The organism is Paenibacillus sp. P4_E11 (assembly GCF_056401635.1).
In genome coordinates this window covers 56,773-80,962 of record NZ_JBFUIX010000008.1, presented here as the reverse complement: position 1 = coordinate 80,962, position 24,190 = coordinate 56,773, and the positions used below count along the sequence as shown (strand labels likewise).

Genomic DNA, 24,190 nt, shown 5'->3' with positions numbered 1-24,190 from the left:
GCACTATGAGCCTTGACTCGAAGAAGCAACGACAAAACCCGAAGGCAACCATTCTGCTCTTCGGGTTTTGTCGTTGCACTTTCAAAGTTACCCTGCGCCACAAGGCCAAAAGGCGAGATCATTCTTTAGCCTTTGCCCATTTGCAAGCTTATTCCTGATTGTCTACTGCGCGGTTAGCTCCAAGAGCAAGCTGCTTGCGGAACTCACCAGGTGGAGTGCCGGTCATCTTCTTGAACATCCGGATGAACGAGGTAACGTTCCGATAACCGATTCGGGCGCTAATATCCTGTACGCTCAGGTCGTGATCGGCGAGCAGCTCCTTGGCCCTATGGATGCGAACTGTATTGATGTGGTCGCTGAAATTGGCCCCCGTCTTCTCCTTGATATAGACGGACAAGTACGCGACAGACAAGTTCAACTTGTCGGCGAGTTGATCTAGCGATACATCATCGGCGAATCGGTTCTCTACATAGTCCATCACGAACAATATCGTCGGATCCTTCTCCTCCTTCTTCATCTGGATAATCGCGGCCGCAGCATGAAACAATTGTCCATAAAACTGCTTGAACTGTTCGAGCGTGCAGCATTCCCGCATTAGTGCATGCTGCCTCTGTAGGGAACCGTCGGCGCCGACGCCCGCCCCGTATGGCTCCAATATCTTAGCCACTCTCGCTATGACTCCTTCGGCTAGCTGACGGTGCTGCTCGATACTCGCATCCTTCTTCTCCATCTGATCCAACATCCGTTCCATGAAGGCTACGCAGTAATGCTGGTTCCCCGCTTGCACATTCGCATATAGCTCCTGCTCCTGGGTAACGGTGAACACAAGCTGAGCCGGGAGGGCACGCCTCTTCCAGATCACCTGACTTTCGTCCACCGGCCTTGCCTGCTGCGCCAATTCAAGCACTTCCCGGTAGGCGTCATTAAACTGGGCAGAATGTTCGTATAGCGGACTGATTGCGATCGTCACCAGAATGTACGCCTTATCGCGGTCCAGAATCGTCTTCAGCATCGCAATCGTCTCACCGAGATGCTCCGGCATTTCCTTGCTGCGAACGAGCGATAGTATCTGGTTGTTCTCTATCTGGAACGTATGCGAGGATGGTATCTGTTCTGAGATGACGAGCTGGATATATTCATAGATATAATAGGCCATTCTCCCCGTCTTCATCTGACTGTCGGCAATAGGCTGCAGCTTGAAGTGGAGTTGGAACAACACAACGAGGAACGATTCCTCCATGACAGCGATGTCTTTCCATTCATTAATATCAGATGTAATAGACTTTAGCTTGTTGATGTAACCGAAGCTGGTCAAGAGCGATCGTTGGTTCATCAGTTCCTTGTGGACCGTCATCTTTTCATTCATCAAATCATGGATGTTCTGATGAATCAGGTCGAATTCGCGGATGGTGCTTTGAAGCTTGACCGGATCCCGGCTTAGTATCGAAGTCACCATCTGCTTCACAGGCCGATTGATTTTGCGGCTGTAATAGACAGAGGCGATTAGGCCAATCACGATCGATACCGCCAGAATGAGAAGCAGCGTCAAGTTCGCATTGCGGACTCGGGATGCGATATTCGTGTTAGGCACCGCCGTAATGAAAGTAAGCTCCGAGCCTTCGATATGCTGGGCGAAGAAATAATAATCCCCGGATAAGCCGTACCCGCCATCGCTTCCAAACACTGGTACATCTCTAGCAGAGAGCTTCTCAGAGGAACGATACAATAGCGTTCCGTCCTTCTGCATAATCATGAACGGTCTGTTGTCTTCAGTGCCGTAGAATGCCTCCTGAAGCTTCCTAGCGTCCAGCAATGCAATCACCTGGTAGTTGGATGACGGCATACGAAATGAGAACGGGATCAACTGAGTCTGTACCGATGAGTTCAAAGTCGATATGGTAAACGATTCGCCGGGATGCAGCATATAATTGCCGTTGCGACGAAATTGCTCCTTCCAGTAGGAGAAGGGATAATGGCCGTTGACATAAAATCGCGAAAAAAACAAATCCGCCTCGACACTGCCCTCCTTCTCCACTATAAACGAGTGCGAATCGTAATAGACGAGCAGGTTGTTCAAGTAGAACATCGGATTGTACGCCTGCGATCGAAGCTCCTTCAGCACTTCCCCCGCTTGCCAATAGTTAATGTCCGCTTCGTTCTTCCCCAGCAATTGCCGATTGAAGGCAATAACCTTCTCATCCGTATAGAGATCGAACAGCAGCGTCCGGACCCGGTCGAAATGGGTCTTGTACCGTTCTGCCGTATTCTTCAGCATCAGTTGGTTGTACTGAATAATCTCCTTCTGTACACCTTTGTTGAACAAGTGAACAGAGAAGGCGTTGAAGACGGCAAACAACAGGATAATGCTGAGAAAACTGAAAAATATGTTGAACACCAAAGATTGTCGGTTAAAGATAGCCCATTTCAAGCGCAGCATACTCCTTTGTACATGTGTACGTATGTACGTGTTGTCGTCATTCCTTCTCCTGCAAGTTTCCTTCATTGTAACGGAAGTTCGGTTTAGGTTGAACACGCCGTTTTTTGGGAAGTTATCATTTTTTTGTCCGGGATAATGAAGCGTACGGGAACGTAAGAAGTGTAAATTTGATTCCCCGTCTGTCTCTGCTATGCTCCAGGAAGAACAGAAACGAAAGCAGGTGGGGATTTGTCGAAACACGCTTCCATGCCGGTAACAACGACGGAAGCCGGATTCAAACCGAAACGATCGGCGGTCATACGTCGAATCCGCAAAAATTGGGATTTATATTTATTGATAAGTCCGGTCATTTTGTTTTTTATTATTTTCGAGTATGTTCCCATGTACGGCGTGCAGATTGCGTTCAAAAACTTTATCGCGACCAAGGGGATTTGGGGCAGCCCATGGGTTGGGCTCCGGCACTTCGAACGATTTTTCGAAAGCTATTATTTTTGGCGGCTGCTCAAAAACACACTCGGGATCGGGCTATATCAACTAATCGTCGGATTCCCGGTGCCCATCATTCTGGCGCTCCTGATCAATGAAGTGAAATCCAAAAAATTCAGCCGGTTCGTGCAGACGGTTACGTACGCTCCGCATTTCTTGTCAACCGTCGTCATAGTCGGCATCCTGTTCATCTTCCTGTCCCCGCAAACCGGGTTGGTGAATATAGTCATAACTTGGTTCCGGGGTGAACCGATTGAATTTCTGACCGAACCGGCCTGGTTCAAGAGCATATACGTCTTGTCCGGCGTCTGGCAACAGATGGGATGGAGCTCGATCATCTATCTAGCCGCCTTGACCGGCATCGATCCGCAGTTGCACGAAGCGGCCCGAGTAGACGGAGCAAGCCGGTTGCAGCGCATATGGCATATCAATCTACCGGGTATTGCGCCTACTATCACGATTCTGCTCATCCTGAATATGGGTTCTCTGCTCAGCGTTGGCTTCGAGAAGGTGTTCCTGATGCAGAACCCGCTCAATATGCAGGCCGCCGACATCATCTCGACGCATGTATACCGCAAAGGGATTATCGATGGGCAGTACAGCTATTCTGCAGCCGTCGGACTGTTCAATTCCGTCATCAACTTCATCTTGCTGGTGCTGGTAAACAGGATCGCACGCAAAGTGAACGACACAAGCTTATGGTAGGAGGTGGTCCCAATGACTCGACAAAGCGTCAACGAGAAAACATTTGATTGGTTCGTGCATGCGGTGTTGGCGCTGCTATGCGTGATCGTGCTGTATCCGCTCGTATTCGTCCTGATCGCGTCCTTCAGCAGCCCCGATTCGGTCATGCGCGGAGAAGTCTGGTTATGGCCCAAAAACCTCACGGTAATCGGATATCGGAAAATATTCCAGAACAATGAAATATTGACTGGTTATATGAACACGATCCTCTATACGGTCGTCGGGACTGCGATCAATCTGGTCCTGTCTACCGCTGCGGCTTATCCGCTCTCGCGCCGAGACTTCCTCGGCCGCAACGCCATTACGGCGATGATGGTCTTCACGATGTTCTTCAGCGGCGGAATGGTCCCTACCTATCTGCTCGTCAAAAGTCTAGGCATGCTGAACTCGATGTGGGCGCTTATTATACCAGGGGCAGTATCCGTGTACAACATCATTATTATGCGCACCTTCTTCCAGAGCGGCATCCCCTACGAGATGCAGGAAGCCGCGTCAATCGACGGCTGCTCGAACCTGACGATCCTCATGCGTATCGTATTGCCGCTATCGATGCCGATTATCGCCGTCATGATCTTATTCTACAGCGTCGGTCATTGGAACGCCTATTTCAGCGCCCTCATCTACTTGACCGACCGCGATCAATATCCGCTGCAGCTGTTCCTGAGGGAAATATTGATTCAAGGGCAAATGCAGGAGATGCTCGGTATTGGCGACGACACGCAGGCCAATATCGTCATGGAAGGCGAAGCGATCAAATACGCCGTCGTCATCGTGGCCAATTTGCCAGTGCTTATGCTATATCCATTCCTACAGAAATATTTCGTCAAAGGTGTCATGATTGGGGCCATAAAAGGTTGATTTAATAATATTGGCTATTGAGGGTATCACCCTATTAGCACATAATGACAAGGTAGAAAAGGGAGGACATGCACCAATGAACACTAAAAGATGGATAGCCGTTACGACGACCTTAGCGGTCGCAGGCAGCCTGCTCGCGGCATGCGGCGGCAAGGGGAATGAAGAAGCAGGAACCAGCAAGGAGGGAACTGCGAAAGAAGTCGCCAACCTGAACAATGCGGGTTTCCCGATTGCGAAGGAACCCATCTCGCTTACGTTCTTCACGGGCAAGGCGGCAACCAACGGTAATAACTTCGAGGAAACGCTCGTATGGAAGGAATATGCCAAGAAATCGAACATCAATGTCAAGTTCCAGCTCGTACCGTTCGACAATTTGACCGAGAAGCGCAACCTTGCTCTGGCTGGCGGCGACTATCCCGACGCCTTCTACTCGGCGCGGGTGCCCGCTTCCGATCTGATGAAATACGGCACACAAGGAACGTTCATCAAGCTGAACACCCTGATCGACAACTACGCACCCAACTTCAAGAAGCTGCTGGAGAAATACCCGGATCTGAAGAAGGGACTGACGATGCCAGACGGCAATATCTATTCGTTCCCGTCGTTCTATAGCCCGGATTTCCTCCCGATGCTGATCGGAACACCGCTGTGGGTGAAGCAGGAATGGCTGACCAAGCTGAACATGAAGGAACCAACAACGACCGAGGAGCTGTACCAGTATTTGAAAGCCGTTAAGCAAACCGACTTGAACGGAAACGGACAGTCCGATGAAATCCCGTATGCTGGTGAAGGCATCAACCCGCTTATCGAACAACTTCGCGGCGCCTGGGGCTTCGGCAACCGCGGTCTGGGCCACAAGTTCGTCGATATCGATCCGAAGACGAACGAGCTTCGCTTCTTCCGTACCGACGCGAAATATAGAGAAGTCATCGACTATGTGCGCAAACTATATACAGAAGGACTTATCGATAAAGAGATTTTCACGATCAAGACGAGCGCGCTGTTCGCCAAAGGGCAAAAAGGCGTTTTCGGCAGCACGATCAACCCGAATCCGATCACCCAGCTGAACCAAACTGATTATTTCGGTCTTGGCGCGCTCAAAGGGCCTTATGGCGATCAACTGTATTCTCACGTTAAAGTGCCTGCCGTATGGCCGGGAGCGTTCGTAATTACGGACAAAAACAAAAATCCCGAAGCAACGGTCCGTTGGATCGACTATTTCTATGGTGACGAGGGTGCCACGTTCTATTTCATGGGCCTCGAAGGGCAGACGTACAAGAAAGAAGCAGACGGCAAGCTCCAGTTCGTAGATGAAATCACGAAGAACCCGAACGGCCTCACGATGGACCAGGCGCTCGCCAAGTACATCACTTGGCTCGGCGGCAGCTATCCAGGTTACGTTCAAGAAAAGTATTTCAAAGGCTCCGAGACACTGCCTGAATCCATCGCCGTTGGTAAAAAAGCTCAGCCTTATGCGGTCAAGGAACTGTGGAACAACTTCAACTTCACGGAAGAAGAGACCGAATTCCGCTCCACGGTCGGCTCGGACATCCACACCTATATCGGCGAGATGGAAGCCAAGTTCATTACCGGCTCTCAACCCATGTCGGAGTGGGACAAGTACGTCACGACCGTACAGAAGATGGGGCAGGACCAGTATATGAAGTCTTACAAACAAGCTTACGAGCGTTATAAGTCGAGCAAATAATACATGGACTCCGGACTTGAGATCCGAGAACATTGCGGGAGGTACGGCAAGTCCGTCCTCCCGTTATTGTCCATTCAACCGAAGAAAGGAGACAGCCAGCATGCCATTCAAACGTTGGAGCAGGGGCTTACGAAAAATCGGGGCAGCAGGTGCCCTTGCCATTATTCTGGCATCGTGTTCAGAGACACAGCCACAGTCTGGAGCCATCACGTCTCCGGGACCGGCACCTTCGACAGTGGTAGCCATGCGGACGGAGCAGCTTTTCGACAAGAAGGCTTTTCAAGGGCAGTTATCGATTCGTTACTTCCATCTGGCAGGCGACTATTTGACCGGAGACAGCTTCCTGATTACGTCCCCGGAAGGCCGAACGATGCTCATCGACGCCGGTCTGCCGGAGGTCGGACCGCAAGTAGTGAACTACTTGAATAAGCTCGGCATCGATACGCTGGACATTGCGCTGAATACGCACCCCCATATCGACCATATCGGCGGCTTCGCCACTGTTGCCAAGGACAAAGGGATCAAGCAATTCTTCATGGTGAATTTGCCCTATCCGACATCCAACCCTTACAAAAACACCATGGCTGCCCTAGCGGCGAAGCAGGTGCCGATTAAGACGCTGGAGGAGGGTGATACGTTTCAACTCGGCAACAATGTCCAGGTTGAGGTGCTCAACCCGCCGAAGGGCGAACTGCCAGATGCCGTGAAATCGTTCTCCGCTCCGGAGATTAACGATTACTCGATGGTGCTGAGAATAACCTATGGAGACCGCTCGTTCCTGATAACAGCCGATATTTACAAGCATCGTGAGATTGAACTTACCGCGTTCAAATGGAAGGACAAGCTGAAGTCCGATATGATGGACATTCCGCATCATGGCAGCGAATCGACCTCCTCCTCGGAAGCGTTCCTGCAAGCGGTATCGCCGCAAATCGTCGTCATGAGTCAGAACAATTTCCAAAGCCCCAATTTGAAAGAACGGCTGGAGAAAAAAGGGGTAGCGGTCTACTCGACAGGACTGCACGGGAATATCCTGGTTCACTCAGATGGCAAGAAGATCGAGGTCATGACGGAGAAAGACTGGACGGCGCCCACCACCCCTAGGGCCAAGTAACGGGAAGGGTCGTCGTCACCTCGATGACCCGGAATCCGCCAGTGATCGCGTGCTCTCTAATACGCCTTCGGCACATCCACCTTGCGGGTCACGCCGTTGTCGGTGAAATACAAGTGTACCCCATGGTCCTGATCGTCCATGAAATAGGGCACGTACCGACTCTCCAACGCCCGCATCGGCACGAGGAGTGCAGCGATCCGATGGCGTGAAGCTGACTGGGTACGTGCCTGCAGTTGCCAGTGCAAGTCGAGGCCGTCCATTTTGCTTGTGTTTTTTTAGGTATTTCAGGGGAATATTGGGGACGAAAAAAGAGATCAGGGATTCGCTCCCTAATCTCTTAAGCTTATTTCGGATTGCCTACCGCGCGATATTAGCTTCAATAGCAAGCTGCTTGCTGAACTCACCAGGCACTATTTCTTCGCCGCGCGATAGGCCTCCATGTAGCTGGCAGCCTTCTGCGTGACGAGGTTATAATTGCCGGTCTTGACGGCATCCGAGGTTAAGTCGGAGCCAATACCGACTGCTACCGCGCCAGCCTGAATCCACTCGCCGAGATTGGACAGCGACACGCCGCCTGTTGGCATAATGTTGGCCTGCGGCAGCGGACCCTTAATGGCCTTAATCATCGCCGGGGAGAACAGGTTGCCCGGGAACAGCTTGACGATGTCGACGCCAAGCTCAAGCGCGGTCTGGATCTCCTGGATCGTCATGCAGCCCGGCATAATCGGCACTCGGTACCGGTTGCACAGCTCGACGGTGCGCGGGTTGAGTGAGGGGCCGACGACGAATTCGGCCCCGCTCAGGATGGCGGCGCGAGCCGTCTCAGGGTCGAGTGCGGTGCCGACGCCGATAATCGCGAAGCGGCTCTCGTCCTGCGCCGTGCTGGAGTAGCGCTTAGCCAAGTCTTCGATGGCGCGCAGCGCGAATGGAACGGTCATCGTCACTTCGATGACCTTGATCCCTCCGGCGATCGCATGCTCCGCCATGCGGACGACTTCTTCGGCCGTTTCGCCGCGAAGGACGGCGACGACTCCGGCATCGGTGATTTGCTGAATCAGCTTGATTTTCTTCATCCTGTTCATCTCTCCTCTGGGTTGGTCCTTCATGGGGTCAATCCATTGCCCCCATGATCACTCTATCTGTCCTATCGTTCGACGTGAGCCTTATTATTCAGGACCGCCTGCACTTGTTCCCAAGTCGGAAGCCCCTCCCAATCGCCTTCCATCTGTACGACCATACTGCCGATGAGATTGCCTAATCGTACGGCTTCCGCATGGGCATAACCCTTAAGCAAGCCTACGATGAAACCTGCGCAAAATCCATCGCCCGCTCCAACCGTGTCGACCACCCGCTCCGCCTTGAAGTAAGGCACCGCTGTGACGCTGTCGTTCTCCACTACATACGTTTCATCGTCCCCGCCTTTGACAATGGAAACAGCAGACAGCTCAGACAGCCGCGCGATGATCTCCTCGAAGCTGTCCGTCTCGTATAGCAGCTTCAGCTCGTCCAAGCCTGGCAAGAAGTAATCCGCTTCTGCAGCGAACTCCAGCAGCACGGGGCGGGCCTCTTCAATCGTCCACAGCTTGAGCCGCAGGTTCGGGTCGAAGCAGACGATGACCCCATGCTTCTTGGCAATGCGGATCGCCTCGCGTACGGTTTCCCGGCATGAAGCGCTCAACGCCGCTGTGATGCCCGTTACATGCAGGATGCGTGCCTTAGCAATATAGCTCTCATCCAACTGCTCAGGGCGCATCAGACTAGCAGCCGAATTGCGTCGGTAGTAGTATACTGAAGATTTGCCCGAAACTACTTCACGGATAATTAATCCTGTCGGTGCGTCAGCTGATAGCACGGCTCGAGACACATCTACGCCTTCACCGCGAATCTGCTTCACAATATATTTGCCCAACGGATCGCTGCCGAGACGGCCGAACCAACCGGATTGATGGCCAAGACGAGCAATCCCGATAGCCAAGTTGCTTTCCGCTCCCGCGAGCGATTTCTCGAATTGGGCGGAGTATTCAATCCCCTTCGGCCCACTCGGCATCATCAGCCCCATGGACTCGCCAAAAGTAACGACTTCGGGCGCACCAGCAGACTGTGCTGCAGTAAGGTCTTTCACTTGCGCTCCCCCTCATTATGTTGTAGCTTGTACCCTCTGCTGTCATTCTACCAAGCTGATCATGTCCCTGACAACCTTATTCGGAATCCTATCATTATTCTAACTTACCACCCGAAGCTATCGAACCACTTGCCCCGTCTGTAATTATGTACTGCTCGGCGGATATAAGGGATTACATCCGAGGGCAGTTCCGTAAGCGGTACCCAGACTAGCTCCGAGCATTTATGAGGCTCGCAGTTGACCGGATCGCCTTGCCAATCCTGCACCACTACGAAGAAATCGACCCATTCTCCAGTATCTGTGTATCGGTGCATCACACCCACCACTTCGACTTGCTCAGGAGCAAGCTCCACCCCTGCTTCCTCGCGAGCTTCCCGTATCGCCGCATGTACGACCTGCTCGCCGCCGTCCAGCTTCCCCGCCACTACACTCAGCTTGCCATCTTCATAGCCGGTATTGCTACGGCGGAGCATCAACAGCTTATCCTCGCGGATGAAGAATAGATGCACCGCCGCTCCCGGTCGGAACCATTCCTCTCTATTACGTTCTCCCATTTATAGTCTCACCCGACTCTCTACTGATCTCATTGTTGCCATAACCTCTATCTTAGGATACTATGCCGAACCGTGCAATGGCTCTGGATGAACGTTGTGCCTGGACGACACATAGGTTTGAAGTCGGGGCACCTGGCGGTGATCGGACCGTAGTTCCGTTATTTCCGTCCCGAAGCGCTCATTGGGAATTTTTACGGACATAGATTCCGTTATTCCTACAAAATGGAGCCGATTTCAGCAGATTCACATCCCTTAACGGATCGTATGTCCGCAATCGGGTGATATACGGTGTTATAAAAGCGAATAGCGGATCCAATGAGGCTGTCGATTAACTGTTGATAGAGGCTAAGACGGCCGTTCCGAGTGAAAAAGGACCCTTCTGCTCAGACATCTTGTTTGAACCTCCTTGATTGTATAAGGGATTCAGCGGTGGGAGGTTCAAGCCAAAACTCGCCAGGGTCCTCTTTTTCACTCTCCACTCCTCTTGTCCACAGTTAATCGACAACCTCCCAATGTCCGCTACTCCGTGCAATCGAACCTTTTCGCTCTGGACGCCTGCGCAAAAATAGGGGCAGAACCTAAGGTTCCACCCCTACTGACTAATCCAGCACTCCCTACTGACCAGCCAACAACTCCCGCATGTACTGCAAATACTGCGGCAGCGCGATCTCAGGCCCCGGCAGCTCAGGGTACCACATCTTCTCCCACTCGAACGACAAGTAGCCGTCATAACCAATGGCGCGAAGCGCCTGCAAGTTGTCCCGGATCGGAATGTAGCCATCGCCGGTCAGGACGTATTTGTACTTATGCCCTCTTCCGTTATCCTCGGATTGCACACAGTCCTTGAAGTGCGCGTGTCGGATCAGTGATCCGAACCGCTCTGTCACTTGCTGTGCGGTCTCGCCGCTGTGATACGTGTGCACCGTATCCCACAGCACGGCGATGCCGTCGGGATTACCGGCCTCACGGAGCACCCGCTCCACGGCCTCCGACGCCGAGAAGTCATCATGCGTCTCGATGACGACCGATACACCAAGCGGACGCACCAGCTCGGCCGCGCGGGCCAGGCTATCCGCCACTTGCTGCACGGCGAAGTCGAACGTCATCCCGCCTGGTACTTTGCCCAGAAAGGTACGTACGAGCGGTGCGCCCAGATCATAGGCCAGCTCCGCGTTCAGCTGCAACTGCTTCAGATTCGCAGCCACTTCTTCTGGTGTCTTGCCTGTGAAGATCGTATACCCCGACAAGCTGCATATCTCGACATTGCGTGACCGGAACCATTCTACTGCTTGCTTCCGGTCCGCTGCATTCATCGCCGTGTCCACGTGCCGGTCACCCTTAATCCGCAACTCTACACCATCGAATCCATACGCCCCGGCATGCTCCGCTACCTGCTGCAAGTTCCAGTCCGGGCAGCCCAATGTACTGAACGCCAGTTTCATCCTCGCTCCTCCGAATTACAGGTTAGCTTTCATAACCGCCTCATAATGCTCGCTCGTTCCGAAGGAACCCCCGCTCCGTGCATAGAATGCTTCATCCAAGCGGTATACACCGTCAACCGAATGGGTCCAGCTAGCTTGTCCCTCTGGGTGGTAGCCGCGCATCGTCTCCCAGTTCGCATAATTCTGATGGCCATTCGTCTCGATGATGCCGACCTTGAGACCTGGCAGCGGCGCCAAGCGGGCCGCCAGATTCTTGTTCCAATCGACCATCCATGGATTGACCGTCAAGTCCGCGCACAAGCAAGGGATGCCGCGCTCGTGTGCCGCCTTAGCCACTTGCAGCGTCACGCTGAGTGTCTTGGCAATCGGCTTCAGCGTAATAGCGCGGTAGCCAAGGTCAATACGTTCAATCGCATCACTCAGATTATGTACACTCTCATCGGCAGTCACTCGAACCGGAATCTCATGTACCGCCACCTTGTTCTCCTCGGCGAACGGCTCCTCCATCAACACAATCCGATCAAGAGCGCCGATCCGATCCGCATGATCCAGCAGCCGGAGCAGCCTGTCCAGTGTATCGTAGCGGCCATTGGCGTCAAGATAGTACAGCACCCGGCCGCTATCCGTGTAAGGTGTCGTCCGCTCTGCGCACAACCGATGAAGGACGGTGAGACGCTCTTGATCCCAGGCTAGCATCTTGTCCAGATCGCCATCTTTGTCAGGATCCGAGCCCAGCTTCGCCTTCAGCAGGAAATAACCCGCATCCAGCATCGCCGTGATGTCCGCTTCGCTGTGTCCATAGGAGACGACGGGTGTGGACGCCAATTCCTTATGTCGGAGCGACAGAATCGACCGATACTCCGCCGGAAGCATGTCATCATAGTCAGCTTTGCCGGTTTCCTTCGCATATAGCAGCCATGCCGCGTGATCGAGGGGAACGAGCGCGTTCAGGACGAACGTCTCTCGCAGGTCACGCCGCCCCGTTATTGACTTCCCGTGTTCAAAAGCCGCGTGTACGATCTGCTCGAGCAACTCAGGCGGCGTGCGATACGATGCCCCCTGCGCCCGCGACAATCCGAAGCGAGTAATGTCCCGCATCATGCCGTTCGCTTCCTGCTCCGGAACGGTGAAGAATACAGAAGGATCGGACCACAGCACGCTTTGAATGCCTAACCCGATCGCCGAATGTCCAGATGAACTGCCGAGCAGTGCCAACGTCTGCCACAGCTCGCTAAGATAGCCACCCTTGAAACCGAATGGGCTTTGCAGCGGCTCGCGTTCGGTCGCCAACCCGGTTTGACCAATTGTTATCATGAATTTTCCTCGTCTCCTGACCCAATATGCTATTTCCTCTATTATTGTACTACAGGAAATGGGAATGGGGAGAACCTTTTTTACGAGTTAGAGGGCTGGATCGGCTGCTTCTTCCCACGCAATCCCGCAACAATCAGCAACAGCAATGGATACCCCAGGGCCAGGATGTGAGCATAGGAACCCCACGCCTGAATGAGCCCTATCAAGTAGGTTTGGTTCGGAGAAGCGAGCAAAGCTACCACTAACGAAATCATCCCAAAAGGAAAGATCAGAAACTTACTTCGTACCCAGGTTTTCCGAAAAAGCTTCCCTCGGCCCCCGGATCACGGATTGCGAAGTGGATTCCTCGATACCGATGCGAACAATCGATCTCTTTGCACACTCAGTTTTTGACCATGCAGCATGAGCGGCTCTAATACATAACCGAATACGGATTTCGTATCGACTAACCCCTGTTCACGACCGCCGCACGTAGATTACTGTCCATGCCCGCCTGAAATTTCCGAATGACGAGATCCGCACTGTTACCGAGAGCACTACGAATTGCTGCGATATTATCGTTCAAGGAAGCAGCAAGAGGAGCAGGATGCCCGGCTGCGGCATGCTGCTCCTCTTTTTTTGAAACGCCTTGTAGCTTTTGGAATAACCGCTTGACTTACCCTTGCTACATAAACATGCCCTCGACTATAGACCGGAATCTCGTTTCAGTCGGTTCGACACACTCTCCTCTATTGTCTCGCCGCCGTAACGCACTGCGTTATAGGCCTCTGTTAACTCGCCACGTTGCGTCGCATTCAGCTGTCGATCCTCCCGAGCTTTCAGTTGTTCCTGCGCTGTTAGATGGGGCTCGAACGGCTGTGCGGCCCCTACACTGCGACGAATGAACGCTCGGTAAAGCTGTCGGATCCGCTCGGCACCGTTCATTCGCTCCCAACTCGGCTCTCGTTCGAACCTGGAGACGAAGGAGGCGACTCGCTCGCCCAGCTGCTTGCGCAGTTCGCCCCAATCGAGCAGGTTCGTCTTCTCTTCCTCGTAGTCCTGAACACCGGCTGCTCCCTCTTCCGACCGTTCTCGCAGCCAGGCGATCAATCTTCGGACCTGACGGTAGCCCACCCGGACGATCACATATAGGACGGCGATCACCAGCGCGGCCAATATCGCTACTCCCAGGTAATACGCCGCTTTCTCCAGGAAGAGAGCCAGGGCCGATGGACCTGCATCCGGATCGGTCGGCATCCCCATGTTGGCAGGAGGCTGCGCAGGTTGATTGGGTGTCGGTTCGCCCTTATCGCGGCTCATCCATCGTATCAACGAGTTAATCAGATCCACTAGAGAGTTTTTGAGCGAAGCCATCATCTGCTTGATCGGGCCGAAAAATCCAATCGCCATAACGACGACCAGGACCAGCACGATTAACAGGCGGTTTTTCCAAACAACGCCTTGCGCCAACCGAACCTCATTATCCCCCGAGTGCGTCTCTTCCTTCAGATTGTTGCTGTTGGAGAAGAACAGGGTGAGCACTAGCGCAATCGCGCCTAACCAGCTCAAGGAGTCCGTATAGTCGGCATACAAGGAAAGTCGGGGCAGGATAAGCGCTGCCATCAAGTAAGCAAACAAACAAATCCAATACAGACCTACCGGAAACACGAAGTGCCAAGCCGTCCGAACGGTTCGGAAGCCATGGGCATACAGAACTCCACCTGCAATCACTGCACCTAGCGCCGCAAACCCTGTGCCAAAGGCCAGCCATGTAAGACCGCCAATTAGCAAGGCGCTGACTAGAAGAAGCACGAAGCGCATTTCCACACGCAAGGCCATTCGAGCGAGCGCTCCAAGCGGCATATACAGGGTGAGCGCCAACACCCAATAGGGGAAAATCGTATCCAGTCCAGGCAGTGGAGACAGCAGCAACAGCGCCGGGAAGAAGAGCAGTACTTCCACGATGCCTCGGCCCCATGCCCGGAGCAGCGCTAGCAGGAAACTATGCATGCAGCCGCACCTCCTCGCGTGTGAGCGGAATGATGCGAACCGCATTGTCCGTCCGCTCCAGTTGATCAATGCGCTCCTGCATCTCTTCGCTGACATAGGCTGTAATCAGCACGATGTCCAACCTGCGCGCGCCACGTTCCAGATCCTGATCCAGGAACGTCTGGATCGCCACAGTCCGGTCCACGACGACCATCGCCATCGTGTCGAGCAGCAGTTCCACATGCTGTGCTCCGGTGCCCGGCTCGACCCGCACCGCTTCCTTCGGAGCGTCGACGGTCCCGCTGTTGCAGCCGAAGCCGGTCGGAATGCCTCGGCGTATCGAGTCCGACGCGAGTGACGCTGCATACCGAAGCCCCTGCTCGACAAGCTCGGGGTCGGACACTTGGCTCCACATCTGCTCCGACACCTCGAAGTTCACGTAGATCATCAGCCGATGATCGGACGTAAAGTCGCGCTGATGCACTTGCAACTGCCCGCTCCGTGCCGTCGCCTTCCAGTTGACAGCATTCAGCGGATCGCCATAGCGGTATTCCCGCGCGCCCTGAATGATGAACGGATCGTCGAGAATCCACCGTCTTACCGTAATGTCTCCCTGCCAGCTATGCGAGGGCAGCGGAATGTCTTCTAGTTCGACTAGCTGCGGATACACCAGCAGTCTCACGTCCAGCTTCAACGTCTTGGAGAGCCTGCCCATACCGAATATATCGCCACATGTAAGCGAGACGCTGTTCAGATCGTAGCAGCCTCGTCTCGCACATACGATGCGGTGCTTTCGTGTCACGCTCGTGTAGGGCATGAGCGAGAAAAAGCTCTTCTGATTCTGCATCAGCTTGCCTGCCTGGATATCGAAGTTATCCTGGCGGGGAAATCGCAGCGACGCATCCATCAGGGACTCTAACCGCAGCCAAGGCAGAGGCAGGAACTTGACGTTGGCGATCTTCTCTACTAATTGAACCTCGTCTCCCTCGTAACAGGAACGTTCACTGAAGTGGCGGGTGTACGATACTTTCCGCAATCCGAATATCCCGAATATACGGCCTTGCACGAATACAGCGATGAAGGCGACAAAAATGAGCCATGCTGCGATCATGGCGCTCAGCTCCGCCCGATCAGCTGTTCCTCGGCGGGAACCGTCAGCTCGGTCAACAGCTGGCCGAGAATGGCCTCCGCCGGATTCCCCTTGCCGCGCGTGGAGGCGCGAAGGATGATGCGGTGCGCAAGCACGGGCTTGGCCATCGCCTTCACGTCGTCCGGGATACAGAAGTCCCGGCCCTGCAAGATGGCGTGTACTTGGACAGCACGAAGCAGCGATTGACTGCCGCGCGGACTAACGCCCATCACGATGTCCGGATGGTTGCGCGTGCGTTCCACGAGGGCGAGCATATAGTCGTATAAGTCCTCATGTACGCGGACTTGTGAGTAGCTGAGCTGCGCTTCTTCCACCTGTGCGGCACTTGCGACTGGCACAATCTCGTCGAGCGGGTTGCCCGACTTGAACCGCTTCAGTATGTCCTTGCCTTCTCCGAGATTCGGATAGCCCATACTGACCTTAATCAGGAAACGGTCGAGCTGCGCTTCCGGCAGCGGGAATGTACCCGAGTTCTCGATCGGATTCTGCGTGGCGATAACCATGAACGGGCGCGTCAGCTTGCGGGTTTCCCCGTCAATGCTCACTTGGCGCTCTTCCATGCATTCGAGCAAGCTAGATTGCGTGCGCGGCGTGGCGCGGTTGATCTCGTCGGCCAGCAGCACGTTGGAGAACACAGGACCTGGGCGGAATTCGAATTGTGAGGCTTGCTGGTTATAGAAGTTAATGCCGCTAAGATCAGATGGAAGTAGGTCAGGTGTGAATTGTATGCGCTTAAATACACCGCCGACCGAAGCTGCCATCGCTTTGGCCAGCAGCGTCTTGCCCGTGCCGGGAACATCCTCCAGCAGCACATGACCGGAAGAGATCAAGGCCACCAGTAGCTGATCGATGATCTCCGATTTGCCTACTACGACTTTCTGCACATTTTCCTTAATGGTGTCCGCCAATTGCTTGATCTCACTTGTGTTCATGTCTGTCCATCCTCTCTCTACTCGAAAGCGCTTTTACTCTCTATGATAGTGGAGCTAGCAGAGAATGACAATTATTAAATAATATGAGGGGTTAATGAGTAAATTTGATAATCCATCTCAAACATCGTCTATATGCGCTCCCACCAATATGCTGTATATTGACTGTGTATACCCTTGCAAGGGTACGGCAGACATATTGTAGGCATGTGCTTCTCCAGCTTTAGTCGATACCGGTACAAGTATTTACGGATATGCAAAGGGGGCGATTAACTTGCTAGAAAAGCTGCGAAATAGAGAAAGAGGTCGGTTTTCCAGCAAAAGTGTCTTTATGAAGCTACTGCTGTCCTATCTGGTTATTTTGTTGCTTCCGGTAGGAATCGGCAGTCTGTTCTACAACCGAGTAGAACGGAGCATGGTCGACAACTCCAATCGCGCACACCTAGGGCTGCTTGAGCAAGTAAGACTCGTCATGGACAACAAGACGCAGGAAATGGAACGATTGGCGCTGCAAATCGCCCTTTACCCCAAGCTGCCGTTCCTACTCAACATCCGGGAGTCGGACTCTGACGTGGACCAATACCAGTTTATTGAGTTTATGAATTATTTGAACCATCTTGAGATTGGGAAAGGGTTAGCCAAGGATATCCATATTTACTTCGCCCGCTCCAATACCATTTTGTCGCCTCGCATGAAGACCGACCTGGGCACCTTCCTGACTCAAATTCAGACCAGCTCCGATCCGCAATACCAGTCCGCGATGAAGCAGCAACTTTCCAACTACGCCTTTCAAACTTACTTGCCCTCCATGCCTGTCACTGTTGGAGCCAGTAAAGTTACAGTCGTTCCGTTCCTGCAATCGTTACCGCTTGGGGAACGTGCCGCGATTGAAGGTTCGCTGTTGATTCAGATGGACGAGGAGCAGTTGAAGAGTTTGGTCCGGCAAATCGAATGGGTCAATCAAGGCGAAGTCTACATTCTGAATAAAGAGGGTCATGTGATCATGTCTCCCTCGGACAACCGCAGCCTTCTAAGCGAAATGGAAGTTCTGAACCAGAATGCAACTGGGTCGACCTCGAGAACGATAAACGGCCAAGAGTGGATGCTGTCTTACACCACCTCGGCGCAGAACGGATGGAAATACGTCTCGGTTGTGCCCAAATCGATCGTGATGGCGAAGGTCGAGGAGTTGAAAAGCTGGGCGGTCTCGCTCCTCATCATCTCCCTGGCAGGCGGCATTCTGTTGTGCTACTTGTTAACGTATCGCAACTATGGCCCGATTCGGGATATCGTGGGCGCGATCGTCAAAGGGCAGAGCATGGAACCCCACCCGAAGCGGCGGATCAATGAATTTGATTTCATCCAACAAGCGATTGCCCGCTCGCTGCAGGAAGAGAAACGGCTGCGCGAGACGGTATCCCGGCAAGTGCCGGTCATTCAAGACAGCTTCTTCTCCCGCTTGCTTCGAGGGTACGGCTATGCCTCACAGGTCACCCCGGATCAGCTTCAAGCCATGGGTATTCATTTCGATTCCGCTTACTTCGGTGTGCTGATCATTGAACTTGTAGAGAGCGGCAAGGACGGCAGGGGTAAATCCGAAGAGGAGCAGGAGCTCGCTCAGTTCATTATCCAGAACTTAAGCGTGGAGCTGCTTCAAGCACGTGGCTATGCGGTCGTACTCGACCGGCATCGTATAGCGGTAATCTGCTGCGTACAGAGTTCATCCGTAGGCTCGGAAGAAATGAAAGCGTATGCTTTCCAATTAAAGACCTTGCTTGAGGACCGATTCCACATCCAAGCGACCCTAGCCCTCAGCTCGATTCGGGGGGGCCTGCAGTCTATAGGCCGCTGTTATGGGGAAGCGCTACTGGCACTCGAGTACAAGATCACCAAGGGTACGAATACGATCATCAGCCATGAGACGATTCCGGTACCGGACCAGCACGCCTACTACTATCCGATGGAGCTCGAGGTCCAACTGATGAATCTAGCGGAGAGCGGCGATTATACCGGCATTGAGCAGCTTCTGAACCAAATCTACGAGGTGAATGTAAAGCACCGCGCGATGACGCCCGATATTAGCAAATGTCTCTTCTTCGATATGCTAGGGACGTTGCTTAAGCTACGCAGTACCATTCAACCGAACCATACAGAAGATAATGTGGAAGTTGAAGAGGATGCTGACCCCTTTAAGCTCATGCTTAGCTGTACGACGGCGGACGATATGCTGGTTCATATGAAGATCTGGTATGAATCAATCTGCAAGCATGTGAAGCTTAGCCGGTCCGACCATAGTGAGAAGTTGCTCACGTCCATGTCCCAATTCATTGACCGCGAAGCGTTCAACAGCAATTTCAATTTAACCGCGATGGCCGACTATTTCAACTTATCCTCCCAATACTTGTCTACGTTCTATAAGAAAGGCACAGGCCACAATATCTCGGACCGGGTTGCCCTCGTACGCATCAATCAAGCCAAGAAGCTGATGGCAGACCGCTCCCTAACGATCACCGAGATTGCTCACAGGGTCGGGTATACAAGCGATATTGCTTTGATCCGGGTCTTCAAGAAGATTAATGCCGTTACCCCCGGGAAGTATAGGGAGTTCACTAAGCCATTAATTCGCCTTCATCCATAAATCGGTTTGGACCTCTTACTATATAGCAGTGACGAAGCTTAAATCCAGTTAGCCATTCAGAACGAATCGAAGTATACGGACGTATCTCCGTTTCTTATAGTGGAGTCAGATCAAGGGAACCTCGGAAGATGTGACCCCATGACGGACTTGATCTTATTCAACCATACAGGGGAGGTAGCATGGAATATGGCACGTAGGAATCAAAGGGCAAGGAAGATCGGTGCATTGTCGGTGAGCGGTGTGCTTCTGGCTACGCTAGTATTGGGCTGTACGGGAGGCGGCTCGAAGGAACAAGACGGCAAAGCGGCCAATAACGAGGCGACGAGCGTTCCAACGAACAAGACGGAAGGTGTGAAATACCCCACTTCACTGAAGTACTGGGTTGCGATGGATCCGGACGTTGCGGTTTCCATGAAGAGCTACGGCGAGTTGCCGCTTTACAAAGAGTTGGAGAAGGCAACAGGCACCAAGGTCCAGTTCCAGCATCCTTCCAGCACTCAGACCGACGATCAGTTCTCCCTTATGTTAGCTTCAGGCGACCTCCCAGACGTCATTCAAACCTACTGGAGCACGGTTGCCAAAGGCCCGGATAATGCGATCAAGGAGAATACGATTATTCGCTTAAATGAGCTGATCGAGAAGCACGCGCCCAATCTGAGCAAGGTGCTGAAGGATAATCCCGAATTCAAGAAGCTGATTACGACCGATGAAGGTAATATCTATGAATTCCCTTTCCTGAACAGTGACAGCGCGACAAGAGTATATCTGGGGCCGATCGTACGCCAGGACTGGCTGGATAAGCTTAAGCTGCCGATGCCTACTACGATTGATGAATGGTACACCACTTTGAAAGCGTTTAAAACTCAAGACCCGAATGGCAACGGCAAAGCCGATGAAATTCCGCTGCTGCCGTCCAACGATTTCATGTCCATTTGGGCGAATGCCTGGGGCGTGTCCCTCGATTTCTACCAGGAGAACGGTAAGGTGAAATTCGGTCCGATTGAGCCGGGATTCAAATCGTTCTTGACCACGATGCGGCAATGGTACCAAGAAGGCTTAATTGACAAAGATTATGCAGCCACGGACGCAAAGCTCAGAGATGCGAAAATCTCGAACGATACAGTCGGCGTCTTAGAAGCTTATGTAGCGAGCGGGCTCGGTCGGTATATGGATCTGGTTAAGCCCAAGGTGCCGAGCTTCGAGCTCGCCGGTGCTCCGATTCCCGTACTGAAGAAGGGCGATAAGTCCAAGCTAGGCACCAAGGTCAGTGCCTTCCCTGGGGTAGGGGCAGCCATTACCGGCAAGAACAAAAATCCCGAAGCCACCGTCAGATGGCTGGATTATGCATACGGCAAGGAAGGAAGTATGCTGTTCAACTTCGGGATTGAGGGGCAAAGCTACAAAATGGTCGACGGGTATCCCAAATATACCGACGATGTAACGAAAAATGCGAATAAATTGTCCATGTCGCAAAATTTGTCCCGCTACACGATAGCCAATGCCGGTGGCCCCTTCGTCCTGGATGGCCGGACAACCGAACAACTCGCTAGCATGCCGCAGCAGACGAAGGCCAAGAAAACATGGGGAGAAGCGACGGGCGAGAATCTGCTTCCTACTTTATCCTATACCGTGGAAGAAAGCGCAAAGGTGAACGCGATCATGACCGACGTCAAAACGTACCTGGCGGAGAATATCACCAAATTCATTATGGGCGCCCTGCCGATCGATAAGTTCGAAGAGTTCGTGAGCAAGTTAAAAAGCATGAAGGTTGATGAGATTACGGCTATTAATCAGAAAGCGCTTGAACGTTTCAACAACCGCAAATAACAAGTAAGTGTGTAAACGAGGGAGCCGGACGTCCACTTCCGCGTTCCCTCTCAACATGAGAGTTAGGAGTATCCTATGGACATATCGGATCACAAACGGGGCTTGCGGCGGTTTCTAGCGAAAGATTTTCACAGGAATAAAATGATTTACTTGATGCTGCTCCCTATCGTCCTGTACTATGCTCTCTTCTATTACGCACCCATGTACGGCATTCAGATTGCCTTCAAGAATTTCTCGCCAGGCCGCGGCATCTTGCATAGTCCCTGGGTTGGGCTGGAGCATTTCAAGGCTTTCTGGGACAGCTATTACTTCGGCCGGATTATCCGCAACACCCTGTTGATCAGCTTCTATGACCTGCTGTTCGCTTTTCCGGCGCCGATCGTACTAGCCCTACTGTTCAATGAACTTCGCAGCACCCGATTCAAGCGTTTGGTCCAATCCATCACATACTTGCCTCACTTTATCTCGATTGTGGTGGTGGTGGGACTGCTGCTCGACTTCTTATCGTCGGACGGCCTCGTGAATCAATGGATCGAGATGCTCGGCGGTGAAACGATTCCGTTCCTGCAATCTCCGAGCTGGTTCCGCACCCTATATGTGAGCTCCGGCATCTGGCAAAGCATCGGCTGGAGCTCCATCATCTACTTGGCTGCTATAAGCGGTATCGATCCGACCTTGTACGAGGCGGCGAAAGTCGATGGCGCAGGCCGATTCAGACAGATGTACCATATTACATTGGCGGGCATTATGCCCACGATCGTCATTCTGCTGATCCTGCGCATGGGGGCCTTGCTTGCAGTAAGTGACGAGAAAATCTTACTCATGTACAATCCACTCACCTATTCAACCGCGGATGTCATCGGTACATTCGTCTATCGCAAAGGACTGGTCGAGTCCAACTACAGCTTCAGTGCGGCGATCGGTTTGATTCATTCTGTACTTAATTTCCTGCTGCTTGTGCTCGCGAATCAGTTCAGTAAGCGATTGGGCGGAGCCAGGTTATGGTGAGGGCAAGGAGGGCTTGAATTTGCTAGAGAGAAGAACGTGGGGCGGTCACCTGTTCGACGGATTCAACGTTGTGCTTATGATTCTGTTATCGGCGGTGACCTTGTATCCGCTGTTGTATGTCGTGTTCGCTTCGATGAGTGATCCTGGGCAATTGATGCAAGCGAGAGGGCTGCTGCTGTTCCCTGCGGGATTCAGTCTGGATGCATACCGAGCGGTATTGCACAATCCGATGATCCTGTCCAGCTATTGGAATACGCTCATCTATGTCGTGACGGGGACCGCCATTAATATGGCGATGACTTGCCTAGCGGCTTACGCGCTTTCCCGTAAAAACGTGTTCTGGAATCATCCGGTCATGATTATGATCGTGATCACGATGTTTTTTCAGGGCGGGCTTATTCCAACGTACCTGCTTGTCAAAAATCTAGGCATGATTGACACGATGTGGGCTCTAGTACTTCCTCCGGCGATGAGCGCCTGGAACATGATTATTATGCGTACCGCTTTCCAGAACGTCCCTGTCAGCCTGGAGGAGTCGGCCCGCTTGGACGGGGCGAATGACTTTACAATCCTGATGCGGATCGTAATCCCCCTCTCGCTTCCGGTATTGGCGGTTATGGTGTTGTTCTACGGCGTGGCCCATTGGAACTCTTGGTTCTCTGCGTTGATTTACTTACGAACGCGGGACTTGTATCCGTTGCAGATGGTACTGCGCGAAATTCTGATCCAGAACGATACGAACAGCATGATGAAGGCATTTGAATCGGACCGACTCGCAATTGGTGAGACGATCAAGTACGCCACCATCATCGTGGCGACCATCCCCATCCTGGTGCTGTATCCGTTCCTTCAGAAGTATTTTGTCAAAGGCGTGTTAATCGGATCTTTGAAGGAATAAATGAATGAAACAGGAGATGGCAGGCCATCCGTACGACCCAGAGGTCGAGCATTTCATCGAGTGCATTCTCGAAGACAAGCCAACGTTATGCGACGCGATCGATGGTGCCAAGAGCACGATGGCGATATTGAAGATCAATGAAGCGGCTGAAACCGGGGAAACCGTTGTCATTCCGATTCTGGCCTAGGTATCACATAGGTCCGCTAGTAGAAAAAGGGCGGGATGATCCCGCCCTTCTGGTGCCTTAATGCTTCACTGCAATGTTTCCGAAAATGAGTGCATTTAAGCGTTATTGTCTTGTCCGGTGCGCAGCAAAGCCTCCATAATAGCCTCCCTGACGTACGGTGCAACGAGCTGCTGGCCTTCGCTATTCAAGTGAACGCCGTCATTCTTGTCCGTGAATGCCCGATTGTACCATTCATCATCCCACCCGACTGCTTCTCCGGTAATCGTGTTCACATCGATGAGTCCCGTACCTTTATCGCGGCTGACCCGTTTGACGATGTCACAATAACCGAGCAACCGGCTCTGATTGACATCCGTTCCCGCTACATTGACATGGGTGGCCGCGAATGGAGGCGTCATCAAGATCACCGCCTGTCTAGCTTGAAGAGATGGGTTGTCCCCGCCTATGGAATAGATCTGGTCGACCATATACCGCAGATTGGCTTCGTATTGTTCCGTCGATACCGCCGGAGCTTCAGTCCCCTTGTAGATCGCATGGTCATTCGTGCCTAGCATAATGGTAACGACTGTAGGGTTGAACTGAAGGCACTTGTTGTCCAGATCCGCCCTAACGTGCGCCGTATTCCAACCCGGCACTCCGCTGTTAATCATATTTGCGAAACCAAATTCTGCCCCATTCTCCTGCAATTGTTCAAAATACACCTTAACGCCTTGCCGATAAGCGGTAATCGAATCCCCTAATGCCACATAATTCATTGTACTCACCTGCTTTCTAAGTTTGCCAGCTTGTGATGTTGATAGACTTCC

At 52.7% G+C, this 24,190-nt stretch carries 21 protein-coding genes; 9 read left to right on the top strand and 12 right to left on the bottom strand.

Annotation, left to right across the window (positions count from 1 at the left end; genetic code table 11):
* Window positions 1-148 precede the first annotated feature (148 nt).
* Window positions 149-2,437 (bottom strand): helix-turn-helix domain-containing protein, encoded by a 2,289-nt coding sequence (locus tag AC1DWB_RS05615; RefSeq protein ID WP_477540054.1) that lies wholly within the window; start codon window positions 2,435-2,437, stop codon window positions 149-151.
* Between the two features lie 246 nt (window positions 2,438-2,683).
* On the opposite strand from AC1DWB_RS05615, the gene AC1DWB_RS05610 reads away from it, so the two are divergent.
* The 4 genes from AC1DWB_RS05610 to AC1DWB_RS05595 all read left to right on the top strand — a co-directional run bounded on the left by AC1DWB_RS05610 (window position 2,684) and on the right by AC1DWB_RS05595 (window position 7,347).
* Complete coding sequence (locus AC1DWB_RS05610; protein ID WP_477540085.1) at window positions 2,684-3,628, top strand: ABC transporter permease; 945 nt, start codon at window positions 2,684-2,686, stop codon at window positions 3,626-3,628.
* Window positions 3,629-3,640: 12 nt separating this feature from the next.
* On the top strand, window positions 3,641-4,525 hold the full coding sequence (locus AC1DWB_RS05605) for a carbohydrate ABC transporter permease (RefSeq protein WP_477540053.1): 885 nt from the start codon (window positions 3,641-3,643) through the stop codon (window positions 4,523-4,525).
* A 76-nt stretch (window positions 4,526-4,601) separates the two neighbouring features.
* Window positions 4,602-6,233, top strand: a complete 1,632-nt coding sequence (locus tag AC1DWB_RS05600; protein WP_477540052.1) for an extracellular solute-binding protein — start codon at window positions 4,602-4,604, stop codon at window positions 6,231-6,233.
* 100 nt (window positions 6,234-6,333) lie between these two features.
* On the top strand, window positions 6,334-7,347 hold the full coding sequence (locus tag AC1DWB_RS05595) for a ComEC/Rec2 family competence protein (RefSeq protein WP_477540051.1): 1,014 nt from the start codon (window positions 6,334-6,336) through the stop codon (window positions 7,345-7,347).
* Window positions 7,348-7,403: 56 nt separating this feature from the next.
* On the opposite strand, the gene AC1DWB_RS05590 is transcribed toward AC1DWB_RS05595, so the two are convergent.
* From AC1DWB_RS05590 to AC1DWB_RS05545, 10 genes are all read right to left on the bottom strand, one after another.
* Entirely contained in the window at window positions 7,404-7,592 is a 189-nt protein-coding gene (locus AC1DWB_RS05590) for a hypothetical protein (protein ID WP_477540050.1), read from the bottom strand.
* Between the two features lie 165 nt (window positions 7,593-7,757).
* Window positions 7,758-8,420 carry a bifunctional 2-keto-4-hydroxyglutarate aldolase/2-keto-3-deoxy-6-phosphogluconate aldolase gene (locus tag AC1DWB_RS05585; RefSeq protein WP_477540049.1) on the bottom strand — a complete coding sequence of 221 codons (663 nt, stop codon included), beginning with the start codon at window positions 8,418-8,420 and terminating at the stop codon, window positions 7,758-7,760.
* A gap of 71 nt (window positions 8,421-8,491) precedes the next feature.
* Entirely contained in the window at window positions 8,492-9,469 is a 978-nt protein-coding gene (locus AC1DWB_RS05580) for a sugar kinase (protein WP_477540048.1), read from the bottom strand.
* 104 nt (window positions 9,470-9,573) lie between these two features.
* Window positions 9,574-10,023 carry an NUDIX hydrolase gene (locus AC1DWB_RS05575; protein WP_477540047.1) on the bottom strand — a complete coding sequence of 150 codons (450 nt, stop codon included), beginning with the start codon at window positions 10,021-10,023 and terminating at the stop codon, window positions 9,574-9,576.
* Between the two features lie 614 nt (window positions 10,024-10,637).
* Window positions 10,638-11,465, bottom strand: a complete 828-nt coding sequence (locus tag AC1DWB_RS05570; protein ID WP_477540046.1) for a sugar phosphate isomerase/epimerase family protein — start codon at window positions 11,463-11,465, stop codon at window positions 10,638-10,640.
* Between the two features lie 15 nt (window positions 11,466-11,480).
* Window positions 11,481-12,779 carry an enolase C-terminal domain-like protein gene (locus tag AC1DWB_RS05565; protein ID WP_477540045.1) on the bottom strand — a complete coding sequence of 433 codons (1,299 nt, stop codon included), beginning with the start codon at window positions 12,777-12,779 and terminating at the stop codon, window positions 11,481-11,483.
* A gap of 80 nt (window positions 12,780-12,859) precedes the next feature.
* On the bottom strand, window positions 12,860-13,021 hold the full coding sequence (locus tag AC1DWB_RS05560; RefSeq protein ID WP_477540044.1) for a hypothetical protein: 162 nt from the start codon (window positions 13,019-13,021) through the stop codon (window positions 12,860-12,862).
* Window positions 13,022-13,463: 442 nt separating this feature from the next.
* On the bottom strand, window positions 13,464-14,768 hold the full coding sequence (locus AC1DWB_RS05555; RefSeq protein ID WP_477540043.1) for a hypothetical protein: 1,305 nt from the start codon (window positions 14,766-14,768) through the stop codon (window positions 13,464-13,466).
* Entirely contained in the window at window positions 14,761-15,858 is a 1,098-nt protein-coding gene (locus AC1DWB_RS05550) for a DUF58 domain-containing protein (RefSeq protein ID WP_477540042.1), read from the bottom strand. The genes AC1DWB_RS05555 and AC1DWB_RS05550 overlap by 8 nt, the downstream gene beginning before the upstream one ends.
* 5 nt (window positions 15,859-15,863) lie before the next feature.
* Window positions 15,864-16,829: an AAA family ATPase gene (locus AC1DWB_RS05545; protein ID WP_477540041.1), complete on the bottom strand. Its 966-nt coding sequence runs from the start codon at window positions 16,827-16,829 to the stop codon at window positions 15,864-15,866.
* Between the two features lie 271 nt (window positions 16,830-17,100).
* On the opposite strand from AC1DWB_RS05545, the gene AC1DWB_RS05540 reads away from it, so the two are divergent.
* The 5 genes from AC1DWB_RS05540 to AC1DWB_RS05520 all read left to right on the top strand — a co-directional run bounded on the left by AC1DWB_RS05540 (window position 17,101) and on the right by AC1DWB_RS05520 (window position 23,384).
* Entirely contained in the window at window positions 17,101-19,464 is a 2,364-nt protein-coding gene (locus AC1DWB_RS05540) for a helix-turn-helix domain-containing protein (RefSeq protein ID WP_477540040.1), read from the top strand.
* 186 nt (window positions 19,465-19,650) lie between these two features.
* Window positions 19,651-21,291, top strand: a complete 1,641-nt coding sequence (locus AC1DWB_RS05535; RefSeq protein ID WP_477540039.1) for an extracellular solute-binding protein — start codon at window positions 19,651-19,653, stop codon at window positions 21,289-21,291.
* Between the two features lie 75 nt (window positions 21,292-21,366).
* Window positions 21,367-22,299, top strand: a complete 933-nt coding sequence (locus AC1DWB_RS05530; protein ID WP_477540038.1) for an ABC transporter permease — start codon at window positions 21,367-21,369, stop codon at window positions 22,297-22,299.
* Window positions 22,300-22,375: 76 nt separating this feature from the next.
* Window positions 22,376-23,197 (top strand): carbohydrate ABC transporter permease, encoded by an 822-nt coding sequence (locus tag AC1DWB_RS05525; RefSeq protein ID WP_477540084.1) that lies wholly within the window; start codon window positions 22,376-22,378, stop codon window positions 23,195-23,197.
* 4 nt (window positions 23,198-23,201) lie between these two features.
* A complete protein-coding gene (locus AC1DWB_RS05520) occupies window positions 23,202-23,384 on the top strand; it encodes a hypothetical protein (RefSeq protein WP_477540037.1) in 183 nt (60 codons plus the stop codon).
* Between the two features lie 95 nt (window positions 23,385-23,479).
* Here AC1DWB_RS05520 and AC1DWB_RS05515 read toward each other — a convergent pair whose 3' ends face one another.
* Complete coding sequence (locus AC1DWB_RS05515) at window positions 23,480-24,139, bottom strand: SGNH/GDSL hydrolase family protein (RefSeq protein WP_477540036.1); 660 nt, start codon at window positions 24,137-24,139, stop codon at window positions 23,480-23,482.
* Window positions 24,140-24,190: the final 51 nt, after the last annotated feature.